Genomic DNA, 13,593 nt, shown 5'->3' with positions numbered 1-13,593 from the left:
TCAAATTCAATCCTTGTTGCTTTAATAACAGAACCCTCATGTATGACTCCTGCAGCCTCCTCTCCCTGAACAACCAATTTAATTAACTTCTCAAACTTAATATCAGCCAATCTAGTAAAAATTTTAAACGTTTCAACGACTTGTTCAACACCGTAGTACGTTCCGATCCATGGCATGATGTCATTTACTCCGGGAACTATAGTGTAATTCACCCACTCAACATCATTAGCCAAACAATTGATTGCAGTTTCAAAATCACCTTGCTGCACAGCAGTAAACCATCGTTTTGCTATCTCATAGGTCTCTTTTTCATTAATAAGAATTTGTTCAGCCATCTTCATACCTCCAAAGGGTTATTTTTCACGAAAAATTTCTATTTATTCACGATTTAGCATCTATTTTTTAGATGCTTCTATCTTTTGCCGACATGATTATGGACCAATAATCCAAGTTTCATCAGTCACCATAGTATGGATATACTTCGGTTCAAAGAGAACAGCAAAATCTGGCTTAACTTCATTTTGATATTCTGAAGAGTTATAAACTTTTTCTAACGCTTCAATATCATCAAACCATAGTTGTGAAACACAATCGAAGGTTGTCTCTCCAACTGCATAGGAGCTATCTCGAACATGGCACTGAAGATAGCGTCGTAAACCTGAAAGTTTTAAAACATTAGATGCATGACGTTCTAACATTTGCCTACGAAAATCCTCTAAGGACATACCTGCTTTACGCTTAGTTAGAATGAAGAGTTTCACCATTCTGGGGTCTTTTTCGAGGGGCAACCCTTTTAATATAGTGTGAGTTGTTGTATCTAGGACAACAGTACGCCAAAATGCTGACCATTTTGGTTCATCTCGACGTGCCCCTTCTAAAAACTCTTTACTTTGAAGAGAAGCTATTTGTTCTTCTTCATTTTCCATCCAAATCTCAGCAACACCACTCCAAAGAGGGTCTTCTAGTTCTGGTCCAAAAGGAATTCTCGAAGCAATCATGTAACGCTTAATCTGAGAAACTTTGCTAGCGTACTCAATTGCGTGAACCTTTTTCCAGTAGTCTTGAAAGTCTTTTTCACTCATTCCGGGTTTAGGATGAGTAAATGCTATTTGATGAATCATGGTAGGGTATCCTATCTGTTATAAATTTATTCAGTTTAAATTCAAAAACGCTGCTTTAGTCATTTAGGCACTGTATAATCAATCCTAAAATAATTAAAGTGATTGCTAAATATTTATTCTCTTGTTTTTGAAAACTGCAAACTGAATACAGAGACAGCATTGTGCCGTAAAACTGTGTATGTTGGAATTGTTTAAGAGTCGAGCCGAGATACGGATGAAAAAGTGCTACTTGCATTAGCAGCCATTATTTTGAGGGCTTTTGAAGATCGCTCAAGAGACATCCTATGCCTTTTTGAGCCATTTTATATCTTTTAACCATCAATTGTGGATATTAGCTCCTACAAAACGTAGTACAGCAGAAATATGTACATGGTGGGCGTTTGCAGCAAAGTCGCACTTTTTAAAAGCTATTTCGGCTTAATCGCGTTTACTGTCAAAGAAGGCAAAGTTTAGATTTAGGCAGATAATGCTAAACTTCTTTCCGTTTGGCGAAACTCTGGTCCAATAATCCAAGTTTCATCAGTCACTAAAGTGTGAATGTATTTGGGTTCAAAAAGATTGGCAAAGTCTGGCTTGACTTCATTTTCATATTCTGGAGACTTGTAAGCCTTTTCTAGCGCCTCAACATCATCAAACCAAAGTATAGAAGCACTATCGAGAACTGGTTCCCCAATCGCATACAAGCCATCCCGAACATGACACTGAAGATAACGTCGTAAACCAGGAAGCTTTTTCACTTTTGGCGCATGATTTTCTAACATTTCTCGCCGAAAATCTTCTAAGGGTGTTCCTGCTTTACGCTTAGTCAGGATAAAGAGTTTCACCAGTTTTGATTCTCTGTCCAATGGAGGACCTTCTATCAGAGTGTGAGCTGTCGTATCTAGTACAACAGTACGCCAAAAAGCAGCCCATTTAGGTTCATCAAGACGAGCACCATCTAAAAACTCTTTAGTTTGAAGAGATGCTAATTGTTCTTCTTCATTTTCTAACCAAATCTCAGCAACGCCACTCCATAGAGGATCTTGCGGCTCAGGTCCAAAAGGAATCCTCGAATCAATCATGTAACGTTTAATTTGAGGAATTTTGCTTGCGTAGTTAATAGCATGAACATTTTTCCAATAGTCCTGAAACTCCTTCTCACTCATTCCTGGTTTGGGATGGGCAAATATAAGTTGATGAATCATTGTCATTGTTTTTCTCCTTTGACTCATTAAAGTTTTGTTTTCTACTGACCACATTTGACACCAATCTTTGTGCCTGATACTTCATTTGTAAGTACTAGGTCAATTAAGAATGGTCCATCATGCTCCAACGCCTTCTTGATAGCTGGAGCGACCTGTTCTGGCTTTTCAACCCGAACAGCTTCAACTCCCAAACTCTTTGCTAATTCAGTGAAATGTATCTCGGGATTACAGATGTTGAAGAAAGACGGATAGTCGTGTTCTGGTATGTGAAGCTCGCGCCAATAATGCAGAATATTCAGCTTCAGTATTTGGTAGCTGTGGTTGTTGCAGATAACGAACTTAGCATTGATATTGTGGTGTGCAGCTGTCCATAAAGCTTGAATAGTGTACATACTGCCACCATCACCTGTGAATCCAATCACAGTCTTATCTGGATGAGCTAGCTTAAGACCAATTGCTCCAGGAATACCAACACCTAGCGAACCACCTCTGGTTTGAAAGTAGTGTCCTAGCTTTGTTGGTGGTATGTACCGGCATAGTTCGGGAGAATTGGTAATAGCTTCATCAAAGATAATGGCATCTGGTGGTAACAAAGCAGCTAGCTCCTCTGCAAAACGTGTCATATGCAGAGGTACTGAATCACGAACAGCCTTGTCAGCTTCAAGAACAGAAGCTAACTTTAGTTGCTTAGTCTGTTCTATTAAAGCACATCTTTCATTCGCCACCTCCTTTTTTTCAGCTGTTATAGTTGTCTCAAGGGCAACAGCTAATTTAGCAAGCGTGGTTTTTGGATCGCCAAGCAGTGCAAAATTGACTGGGAAATTCTTCGCTATCTCGTAAGTATCTAAGTCTATGTGAATAACTTTTGCTCCAGGAGCAAAAACCTCAGACAGAGCAGGGAAGACTTCAGGAAAAACGTAGGTTCCAACAATTAAGATTGCATCTGCTTGTGATGTAATGCGATGGCTGTCCTCACCAAACATATGACCTAGTAATCCTCCAAACAAAGGATGCGTAGCGCTTATGTTTGGTTCGGATGAATCTGCACCCCAGACTTGAGCGCCGATGAGTTCAGCTACACGGGTGAGTTCAGCTTGTGCATCAGAAAATGCCACCCCATCGCCCACAATAATCAATGGCTCAGATGCATTAGTCAGAATAGTTGCAGCTTTGGTGATTTGGTCATCTTCAGGAGCAACTCGTGTTTCTGGAAAAGAAGTCGGAATGACTGCTTCGTAATTAGGAGCATCCAGTACATCCATTGGCAAAGAGACAAACACGGGACCCATAGGGGGTGTAGCAGCTATCTTAATGGCTCGCCGCAACACACGTAAAACAGAAGAAGGATGGACTACCCGTGTTGCCCATTTTGTCACGGGCTTTGCCATACTCACAAGGTCAGCAGCCATTTGAGCATCCATGGCATCGTATTTGATACCAGCTTCTCCAGCAAGCACTACTAGTGGAGCATGACCGCGCATTGCTTGGTAAAGCACACCAATTGCATTCCCCACACCAACTCCACTGTGAAGTTGCACAGCCGTTGGTTTTTTTGTAGCGCGAGCATAGCCGTCTGCAGCAGCTATTGCAATTGTCTCCTGCAATGCAAAGATGTATCTAAAATCTGGGTAATAGTCACCCATGGCATCGAGCAACCCTTCTTCGACCGTACCTGGGTTTCCAAATATATAACGTATGCCATCTGCAAGAAGTTGTTCAATGACAGCAGAACAACCATTCCTGGTTGGTTTATTTTCTACTTCCTTCAAAATAGTCTGTTTTGTTGCGACACTCACAAAACTGCTCCCATATTTGATTGCAAAAAACTCAACTTATGGTATGGTCGTAAAATTTGACCTGCTAAAGCTTGGCTCAGTCAAACTTACCACCCGTATCTTGTCAGTCCCTTTTCTAAGACTTCTACTAACTTCCTTCCAGTCGTGTAAGAATCTGGAGTAGAGCGACCAGTAATAAACGGATAGTCAACAATAACAGAGATTTCTTTCCCAAAATTACCGTGGAAGCCTCCATCTGGCCCTGTTGCATCGCGCAAAATATATTCCAGAGGATATGGAGGTGGACCAATATTGATATCAGTTCCTACAAATCCAGTTCCATCCAGGTAATCGTATTCCTTGCAATGACCTGTGACGTGCTTACCCCAAATGAGACTTTTCCTGTCTCCAAGGTCACGAGCAAAGGCAAGACACGCTACACCATAACATTCTGCTGCAATTGGCTTTCCGACTTTATAAAAACTGAGGATGAGGTCGTGAACTCTATGGTTATTTGCTAAATCGACAATTGGCCCGCTACCACCTACTATGAGGAGAGCATCGTATTGTTCCAAATCTTTCTGCACTTCATCAAGCGCTCTGTAATAAGCTTCCATTTCCCGCAGAAATCTTGGAGAACTCCAGTAAGGTCTATTCGGTAACCACTTCGACAGTATAATTGGGTTGTCCAAGCGAGGGTTACTTAATTCGTCTAGCCTCTTAACCTTCTCTGCCATTTCCTCAGAAACCACTGTTTTGCCCAAGGGAGGGTCAATATAGAAAGGGTCCATGCTAGGAGGAAGTGCTACTGGTCTCTTTCCCGTTGACGTTGCAAAGTCAACATGATATCCCTCAGCATCGAAAGCCTCTAAAGGACCTACAAGTTCCTCACCCCAATAGCCCCACTCTGATAAAATTGTCAAAATCTTTTTCATAAAATCGCTGCCTTATGAATTGTTTTCAAACTACTTAGCTTGCACTTCTTATTCTTGCCAGAGGAGTGACTGACTTTCTGGTAGTAAAGCGATTCGTTGCAGTAGCAATTTGTTGAATTTTTTCGGTTATGGCATCAACAAATGCTTCAACCTCGTTTTTTGAACGACCAGTCACAAGGTCATCATCGACCACTACACCTAAAGGTGACGATACATAGGTTGCACCCGCATTCATAATATCTGCAAGAACGACCTCGTGGCAGATAACTCGACGCCCCTCAAGTAGTTCTGGCATTGGTGTCAACAACCATAGCCCATGACACAACGCACCTTTGACAATCTTAGGATTTGCCATTGCCTGTGCAAAAAATTGAACTGCGGGTGCGGTACGGGTTTGTTCTGGGCTAATCGCAGACCCTGATGGCGGCTCGAAGTAACGCAGACGTACACTGGTATAGTTTGCGGCTATAATAACAGCAGCGTAGTCGTTAATGTTTACGTTCTGAAAATCTATTTGGACTTCCAATGTTTGGGGTATATTTCCCTCTTCAGTATCACTGAAGAAGCGAACACTGGGTTTGCCCCATAGTCTGGACATAAAATGTACATCTGCCTTAAGTTCCTGAAAGCGCCGATGGTAGCACTCAATTTCTTCGGGGATAAACTCGCTCTCAACGAGGATTGCAATTTTCTTCCCTCCAAGCGATCTAGGTATCATATTAGTTATATTTCCTCAAAGCTCTAGATTCTTAGGTGGAATTACCATAGACTGTTTATTTATTAGTCTCTGATAACAGCTTAAAAAACTTTAAACGCAACTACAAGAACCATTCTTTGGAAACAAGTCCAAATTATTTAGCCAACTTTGCAAAAAGGTTTTTAAACAGTACAACTACGTTTCACCAAGATATTGATGAACGAATTGGACAGCGATCGCACCCTCTCCGACTGCTGAGGCGACTCGTTTTACCGATTTACAGCGTACATCTCCCACTGCAAAAATACCAGGAACACTCGTTTCCAGTAAATAGGGTTCTCGATTCAACATCCATCCTTTGGGACGATGTCCATTGCGGATTAAATCCGATCCAGTCAAGATAAAACCATGCTCATCTCGTTCCAAAAGACCGTCTAACCAACTGGTATGGGGTACTGCGCCAATAAAAATGAACAGCGAATTTGCACAAAGCGTTTGCTTTTCGCCAGTTTTGATATTAGCAATTGTGACTGCTTCAAGACGTTCCTCCCCTTTAACTTCGGCAATACAGCAATGGGACATAACCCTAATATTCTCAGTTGCCTCTATTTGAGCGATGAGATAGTGTGACATAGTTTTAGATAGGGAATGACCACGTACCAAAATAGTCACACTACGGACGTACCGAGAAAAGTACATAGCGGCTTGTCCTGCTGAGTTTGCCCCACCAACTATAAAGATATCCTCTCCACTGCAAGCAAGCGCCTCCGTTTTTGCAGCACCATAATAGACACCAGCCCCTGTCAAATGTTTGATACCGGGTACTTCAAGCTGGCGATAAGAAACCCCAATTGCAACAATCAATGCACGGCAACTTAATTCACTCCCATTAGCTAGCTTAATAATCCGATACGGATCTTCAACACGAACACTAATCACCTCCTGCGGTGAGAGGAGTTCTACACCAAACCTTTTCGCTTGAACCACAGCACGTCGAGTCAATTCTCCTCCAGAAAGACCAATAGGAAAGCCCAAGTAATTCTCTATCCGAGAACTCATCCCTGCTTGACCTCCAGGAGCTTCTCTCTCAATCATGACTGTGCTAAGTCCTTCAGATGCTCCGTAAACCGCAGCTGCTAAACCAGCTGGCCCAGCGCCTACAATCACCAAGTCGTAAAATGGTAATTTAGCTGACGTCAAGAGCCCAATTTTCTGTGCAATTTGAACATTCGTCGGTTTGACCAAATGTGAACCATCAGGAAGAAGCACAAGTGGCATATCTGCGGTACCACATTCGGCGTAGGTCATTAAGCGGTACGCTTCTATGTCATTCTCAATGTCTAACCACTGATAGGGCACCTGATTGCGACTCAAAAAGTCTTTGACTTGATGTAACTGAGGTGACCAACGAAAACCGATGACACGAATACCTTCAAATGGTGGATGGAACGAAGCTTGCCAATCATCAAGCAAATCGTTGAGAACAGGATACAAGCTCTCTTGTGGGGGATGCCATGGCTTCAAGAGGTAGTAATCAATCTTAACTTTATTAATTGCTTGGACAGCAGCATCAGTATCTGCATACGCTGTCAGTAAAACACGTTTAGCCTCTGGAAAGAATTCCATTGCCTGTTGTAGGAACTCCAAACCAGTCATATTTGGCATGCGTTGGTCTACCAGAAATAAAGCTACCGTCAGGTTGCGTAATTTCAGCTCCTGTAGTATTGTCAAAGCTGTGGAACCTGAATCCGCTCGCAATACCCGGAAGTGCTTACCATATTCCTGTCGCAGATCGCGCTCTACTGCCCGTAGAACTTCAGGATCGTCATCCACCGTAATCAACGTGGGTTTAGATGATAAAGCTTTACGCAATTACAATCCCTCCTTTTTATTTGGTGACTATAAAATTACAAGTTATATTGATGTTGCTTTCACTTGTCTTACATCTTGCACCTTCCCCATAATCCGCCCTGAAAAAATTTTGGGCTAAAAGCTCAAGCCAGTTAAAACTAACTAAAATGTTTACTAAATAAAGATTTCAACCCTTCTTAACGAGTTTAGGCTTTCAGCCGGAACTTTAAGTTCACGGCGGGCGTGCAAGACACGAATTGTTGGAGTCACAAAAGGTAGGGAAACGCTCAAAGAAATTTTGGCAACAGAATTTATGCTCTTGCCATTTCGATAGTTTCGTGGTTATCCAACAAAACAACACCCTCGCAAAATCCACTCATTTTCAAGATATGCTTTATTCGCTCGGACGCGCCAACCAAATAAATTTCAATATCAGCACCTAGCTTTTGCTTCTTGAAAATGAAAGCTCGCAAACCATCACTAGACACACATTTCAAATTGTACAGCAACAAAACAAGGCGTTTAATTGGCTGAGTTGTTGCTTTTTCCAATTCTCTCTCAAACAGTCGTACAGCATTTACATCAAGTAAACCGGCTAAGGATATCTTAACAGTATCCTTAGTAACATCCAGTAAAGTTGCGTGAGAAGACAACTGAGTTGGGAGAACTCTCACTTGAACTTTTAATTCCTCCTGAGCAGTAGGCAACTTGACGGTTAGATTTTCAGCATCAAAGTCAAAATATGGTTGTCCATTAATCCACACTTCGCCAATGAGCACACTACCAGGGACAAGAAGATCTGGTGCAACCCGCAAAATATTATCTTTAAAACCGCCTGGTTTTGGCTTAAAGTATAAATCCATTGGCTCTTTGGTAATAAGCAGGTTTGTATAAACTGTCGCTAAATAAGCTAACTCAAATGTGTGATAACCACTCATTGAATGACTACCTTTACCGCGCTCTAAGTTTCCTAATAAATAAGGAAGCCCATTCGCCAAAACATTAAAGTAAACACCCCCTGCGTCATGATCCAAAAACCATGCATTATAAAAAGCTGCCGCTTCACGAGCCAAACGTTGATATTCAGAATTACTTAATGACCCAGCTAGTATTAAGTAAGCCAAGATAGCCTGTTCTTGCTGCCACCAAGCCTTACGGTCATGCCAAACAAAGCGGTGTACTTCTTGCCCTGGTTCTAAAACACGCTCTAACACGTCATACCATCCTCCACGCTGCTGGTCGTTACCAACTCCAGGCATGATTTTTGCAATCTTTTCTGCTAAAGCCACATACTTTTCTTTGGGCTTTATATGGTACATACGTATTATATTCCAAGCAATTTTAAGGTTATGACCCACAACGGCTCGATTCTGTTGCCATCCCCATGTAGTATCGTGGCTCCAATCCTCATAAAACCGCTCTTGGACAAATGGGCTATGCTCATCGTCCGGGAAATACTTCTCAATAATGTCAAAAGTGTACTCAAGTAAATCGGCATATTCATCTTTCCCAGTTGCCAACCAAAGATTTATCAGATAGGCTGGAGCATGATCTCCTACCGAGTTCCAGTTCTTTTTCGCACGGTTGTGCCCCAAATTCTCAGAGTAAGGGCTTAGAGTAATCGGATCGATGTGTGAGAAAAACCCCCCCTTATCCGTTTTATCCAGAAAATAGCGGTTAAATAGATTGACAGTTAACTCAATGTCACTTAGGATTTGCGGGTCACCCGTGACTCTATAAGTCTGAGTCGGACCAGCTAGCGCATAAATCTGCTCATACGCGGGGATAGCATCGTAATCATCGCCAAATTCTGAAGCAAATATTTTCTGCTCGCTGTTATCTGGCTTCACATCAACTGCATGATACCAATAACAAATTCCTTCGCCCTCATCAACAAAGCGCATATGTTCGCGTAGGTATTCCGTTCCTTTCTCAGCCGCTTCTAGATAGCGATCGTCTCCAGTCAGCATATAAGCTGTGGCAAAACCGTAAACTAAGCGCGAAATAGTATCGGTTTCTTGACGATTACTTCCATCCTTTGTCCCAATCAAGCCTATACCTGTACGATATTTCCGATAGTCAATTTCGCCATCTTCAAACTGCGCTTTCATGTAAAAATTGGCAAGGTTGCGTATTTGATTGACCCACCAATCTGGTTTTTCAAAAAGATAATCACTTTCTGTCCGACCGAGAAACGCTATATGCTTTGCTTCAAACTTGTATGAATTTGTCTCAGGATAGAAAATGCCATACACAAAAACATAGCGATGTGGAACCAGCATAGATCCAATGAGGCTAGTACAGTCGTAGTAAGGCTCCCCCAGATTGCGTACTAACTCTGCAGAGGTCATTGAAGTCAGTGCGACCTCAAATTGCCTTTGGTCTGTTGTTGTAAGACTAAAAGTTCCTAAACCTCCCTTTTGTGGATCAAAATCGGTGATATAACCCGCAATCAAATCCGAGAATGAAAAACCCAAATGACTCATAAAACTGACACCCAAGTATAAATGACTTCCCTGGAAATTATTTGGAAATTAACACGACAACGCTACGAGCTTTAACAGGGTAAACTGCATCTGAAAACAAAATTTCTTCACCCGGTTCCTTAATATCCATAGGAGAAGGCTCTGCAGTGTCTACAACTCTGTACCATTCTCTATCCATAAGAAAAGGCAGTTCAAAGTTGAGGTCTTCCCAGTACATATTGAGCATGACATGAATATCTACTGCTCCGTTAAACCCTGCCAAGGTAAATGCAAGGCATCTGGCATTAGGATCACCCCAACCAGGGCTAAATAACTGACAACCATGCCAAGAAATATCTGCTAAACCGCGTTCATTAACTTCACCACTGAAGAAATGGTGGCGGCGTAAGGCAGCTTTGCAATAAGACTTCCGGAAATTTACCATCAGTTTGAAGAACCTAAATATGTCTGAGTTTTTCTCCAAAAGGTTCCAATCAAACCAACTTATTTCATTATCTTGACAGTAAGCATTATTATTACCTTTTTGCGTATGTCTCACTTCATCCCCTGCCAGAATCATAGGCACACCTTGAGAGAGCAAGAGAATAGACGCAAAGTTTTTAATTTGTTGCCGACGCAATACATTAATTTCTGGATTGTCAGTTTCTCCTTCTACGCCACAATTCCAACTCAAATTGTCATTAATACCATCTCGATTATCTTCCCCATTGGCTTCATTGTGCTTGTCATTATAAGAGACTAAATCATTAAGGGTAAATCCATCATGACAAGTAATGAAATTTATACTATTGGTTGGTAAATGCGCGTGATATTCGTAGAGATCGGCACTTCCAGCAATACGTGAAGCGACTGCTCCAATCAGTCCTGGATCGCCTTTCACAAAACGCCGAATGTCGTCTCGGAAATGTCCATTCCATTCCGCGTAACGATATCCAGGAAACTTGCCAATTTGATAAAGCCCAGCAGCATCCCAAGCCTCAGTAATGATTTTGCTTTCTGCAAGGAGTTCAGATGTTTCAATGTGCCAAATGAGTGGTGGATGTGCCATTGGTTGTCCATCTTGTCCCCGAGATAGGATAGCACCTTCATCAAACCGGAAACCATCAACATGCATCTCCTTAACCCAGAATTTCAGACAATCCACTATCAGCTTATGCACCATAGGGTGATTGCAGTTGAGAGTATTTCCACATCCGGAGTAATCCATGTAGTACTGCTTATCAAAGGGTACGAGGTGATAGTAAATGCTATTGTCGATTCCCTTGAAGTTAAAAGTTGGTCCTAAATGATTACCTTCATCAGTGTGATTAAAAACCACATCCAAAATGACTTCAATCCCTGCTTTATGCAATGCCTTAACCATGTCCCGAAACTCTCTAATCGGGCTTCTTGCAGTAGGAGACGCGCAATACGAGACCTCAGGAGCAAAGAAGCTATGGGGGTTGTATCCCCAGTAGTCTTTTAGTACCTTACCATTAACCTCTCGGACAACACTCTTTTCATCAAAATCAAATATTGGCAACAGTTCAACTGCTGTAATTCCTAACTCCTTTAAATAAGGAATTTTCTCAATAATTCCGTAGAAAGTACCACCGTATTTACAAGCTGAAGTAGGTGATTTAGTAAATCCACCAACGTGTACCTCATAAATAATCGTTTCACTCATTGGTCGATTAAGAGGACGGTCACCCTCCCAATCATAATCCGAGATGTCGATGACCACGCTACGCATTGAGGTAGACAGGTTGTCTTGCGGTCCTACAGCATCTACACGGTTCCAAAGAACATTGCTATTGCTTTTAGAATAGGGGTCAATGAGTACTTTATTTCTATTGAAGCGATGTCCTGCTCCATGTAAATTCTGAGGTCCATCAATTCGATATGCATAAGCCGCACCTGGTTTCAATCCCTTGACATATGTATGCCAAAAGTGGAATGTCTTATTAATTTTTGGATCTAATTCAATAATTTGTATAGGTTCCAAATCATCATGCTTATCAAACAGTAATAACTCAACAAATGTAGCATGCTCTGAAAAAATTGAAAAATTGACTCCATTTTCATCTGGAAGGGAACCCAAAGGACGATAATTTCCTGGTTCTACTTGATATTTATATCCAGCTACTTCACTTTGATGCTTGGATATTATTACAACCATCTTCATCTCCTGTATATTCACAAATTTTTCTGAATTACACTTTCACCTTAAAAACTGAAACTTTATAGGATAATTTCAGTCATTTTCAATGTAAATCTACTAATATATAAATGTCTAAAGTCGTATCTGGAATCATCTATTTAGAACCACAACGGGTTTTAGCTAATTTGATTAAATATTAATAAAATATAAATGTAGATGCAAGGAATTATATTTGGAAGTGAGTCCTTCTTCTTTGGGAGCAACATTAAAGATTTGTGATACGTACCGTGTTCAGCCTTGCGTTCTGATTGAATGGGTAGCACCAGAGGACTTGGAGGGTGTTTATAAATAAAAAATAAAGAGCATCAAAGTCATTCCTTAGGACAGATATTTTAACTAAATCTACCCAACATTAAGTATTATCTGCCATTTCATTGCCTCTACTGATTCGCGATCGCATTTTAAATTTTGATATAGGTCAATGCACATATCACTCTTTTTGTCAATGCATAAGTTCTATAATTTTAACAATGATTTAAATAATTTATTAATTTCAGCTCCGATTTTCTTCTCCGATCAAACCGACCTTGACCAGCATTTTAAAAACTCTTCTTCCAACGGCACGGCAGAAAATAGCAATAAGTCAAACTTATCAATTAACGACTCTGACGCAGTGGATGCTAGTTCCACCATTGTCCCAGAGCCAATGCACTCTTATGCACCGCCAGCAACTGCTTCACTATCTGATACGGCAATTGAGGAGATTAAGCGAACTACGAGGCTGTGACTCCAAGCGGTAGCACACCTTAAATACGCGGGAGGCAGGTAGCCCCGAAGTATGAGCATCAAGAAATTAAATGAATTGAGGCTCATACCTCACATCTTGCACCTGGAAATTTGAATGTCAAAACCACAACTACGTGCAAGGGGTGCTAAGCGTTCAATATTAAGTCGCTTGGATTGATAACTTAGCTCATGTCACTATCGAAAGCCATGTTTGTCTTTCTCAAGGCGTCTACCTGTGTACCGGCAATCATAACTGGAGCCATCCGGATTTTAAACTGATAACTGCTCCCATCTATATTCAAGAAGGTAGCTGGATTGCAGCCAAGTCAACAATTGGACCGGGAGTCACCGTTGGACGGGGAGCCGTATTAGCTCTTGGCGGGGTGACTGGGCGTTCCTTAGAACCAATGTCAGTTTATGCAGGTAACCCCGCTCAACTGATTAAGCAAAGAAAGCTAGAAAGCCCAACCTTAGAAAGTTGGAATCCAACTCGATATTAACTCTACACGGTTCAAGTTAAAAATAAAATACCCCCTTCCTGATTTTAGATTCTGTCAATTAAGAAAGGGGGTAGCTTGGCATTGGGCGATCGCACATTATTTATCAAAACTTATTAAT

General features: G+C 41.4%; 10 protein-coding genes and 1 pseudogene. 2 read left to right on the top strand and 9 right to left on the bottom strand.

The genetic code is table 11. The features are described from left to right. The 9 genes from ACYRY3_RS19315 to glgX all read right to left on the bottom strand — a co-directional run. A partial coding sequence (locus ACYRY3_RS19315; protein ID WP_460203224.1) for a nuclear transport factor 2 family protein occupies positions 1 to 335 on the bottom strand: 335 nt, incomplete at its 3' end. 96 nt (positions 336 to 431) lie between these two features. Beyond that, entirely contained in the window at positions 432 to 1,121 is a 690-nt protein-coding gene (locus tag ACYRY3_RS19310) for an EthD domain-containing protein (RefSeq protein WP_460203223.1), read from the bottom strand. Positions 1,122 to 1,576: 455 nt separating this feature from the next. Next, positions 1,577 to 2,311: an EthD domain-containing protein gene (locus ACYRY3_RS19305; RefSeq protein WP_460203222.1), complete on the bottom strand. Its 735-nt coding sequence runs from the start codon at positions 2,309 to 2,311 to the stop codon at positions 1,577 to 1,579. Between the two features lie 35 nt (positions 2,312 to 2,346). Next, complete coding sequence (locus ACYRY3_RS19300; RefSeq protein WP_460203221.1) at positions 2,347 to 4,101, bottom strand: thiamine pyrophosphate-binding protein; 1,755 nt, start codon at positions 4,099 to 4,101, stop codon at positions 2,347 to 2,349. 86 nt (positions 4,102 to 4,187) lie between these two features. Beyond that, the gene (locus tag ACYRY3_RS19295; protein WP_460203220.1) at positions 4,188 to 5,015 is read right to left on the bottom strand and encodes a type 1 glutamine amidotransferase domain-containing protein; all 828 of its coding nucleotides are present in this window, start codon (positions 5,013 to 5,015) and stop codon (positions 4,188 to 4,190) included. Between the two features lie 34 nt (positions 5,016 to 5,049). Beyond that, positions 5,050 to 5,733 (bottom strand): DJ-1/PfpI family protein, encoded by a 684-nt coding sequence (locus ACYRY3_RS19290; RefSeq protein WP_460203219.1) that lies wholly within the window; start codon positions 5,731 to 5,733, stop codon positions 5,050 to 5,052. Between the two features lie 174 nt (positions 5,734 to 5,907). Beyond that, positions 5,908 to 7,584, bottom strand: a complete 1,677-nt coding sequence (locus tag ACYRY3_RS19285; RefSeq protein ID WP_460203218.1) for an FAD-dependent oxidoreductase — start codon at positions 7,582 to 7,584, stop codon at positions 5,908 to 5,910. A gap of 290 nt (positions 7,585 to 7,874) precedes the next feature. Next, complete coding sequence (locus ACYRY3_RS19280) at positions 7,875 to 10,049, bottom strand: AGE family epimerase/isomerase (protein WP_460203217.1); 2,175 nt, start codon at positions 10,047 to 10,049, stop codon at positions 7,875 to 7,877. Between the two features lie 37 nt (positions 10,050 to 10,086). Then, a complete protein-coding gene (glgX, locus tag ACYRY3_RS19275; RefSeq protein ID WP_460203216.1) occupies positions 10,087 to 12,207 on the bottom strand; it encodes a glycogen debranching protein GlgX in 2,121 nt (706 codons plus the stop codon). Positions 12,208 to 12,694: 487 nt separating this feature from the next. Between glgX and ACYRY3_RS19270 the strand changes: the two genes are divergently transcribed. Together ACYRY3_RS19270 and ACYRY3_RS19265 are read left to right on the top strand one after the other, a co-directional pair. Next, the gene (locus tag ACYRY3_RS19270; protein ID WP_460203214.1) at positions 12,695 to 12,976 is read left to right on the top strand and encodes a hypothetical protein; all 282 of its coding nucleotides are present in this window, start codon (positions 12,695 to 12,697) and stop codon (positions 12,974 to 12,976) included. Positions 12,977 to 13,145: 169 nt separating this feature from the next. Continuing rightward, a pseudogene (locus ACYRY3_RS19265) lies at positions 13,146 to 13,475 on the top strand (LbetaH domain-containing protein); the annotation flags it as partial. Positions 13,476 to 13,593: the final 118 nt, after the last annotated feature.

Source organism: Scytonema sp. NUACC21 (assembly GCF_054684315.1).
This window is presented reverse-complemented; position numbering and strand designations above follow the sequence as displayed.

What these genes read in the sequence shown, in the direction of transcription:
- ACYRY3_RS19280 (WP_460203217.1), bottom strand. Translation starts at nt 10,049, where the DNA reads ATGAGTCATTTGGGTTTTTCATTCTCGGATTTGATTGCGGGTTATATC.
- ACYRY3_RS19270 (WP_460203214.1), top strand. Translation starts at nt 12,695, where the DNA reads ATGCATAAGTTCTATAATTTTAACAATGATTTAAATAATTTATTAATT.
- ACYRY3_RS19295 (WP_460203220.1), bottom strand. Translation starts at nt 5,015, where the DNA reads ATGAAAAAGATTTTGACAATTTTATCAGAGTGGGGCTATTGGGGTGAG.
- ACYRY3_RS19305 (WP_460203222.1), bottom strand. Translation starts at nt 2,311, where the DNA reads ATGACAATGATTCATCAACTTATATTTGCCCATCCCAAACCAGGAATG.
- glgX (WP_460203216.1), bottom strand. Translation starts at nt 12,207, where the DNA reads ATGGTTGTAATAATATCCAAGCATCAAAGTGAAGTAGCTGGATATAAA.
- ACYRY3_RS19310 (WP_460203223.1), bottom strand. Translation starts at nt 1,121, where the DNA reads ATGATTCATCAAATAGCATTTACTCATCCTAAACCCGGAATGAGTGAA.
- ACYRY3_RS19290 (WP_460203219.1), bottom strand. Translation starts at nt 5,733, where the DNA reads ATGATACCTAGATCGCTTGGAGGGAAGAAAATTGCAATCCTCGTTGAG.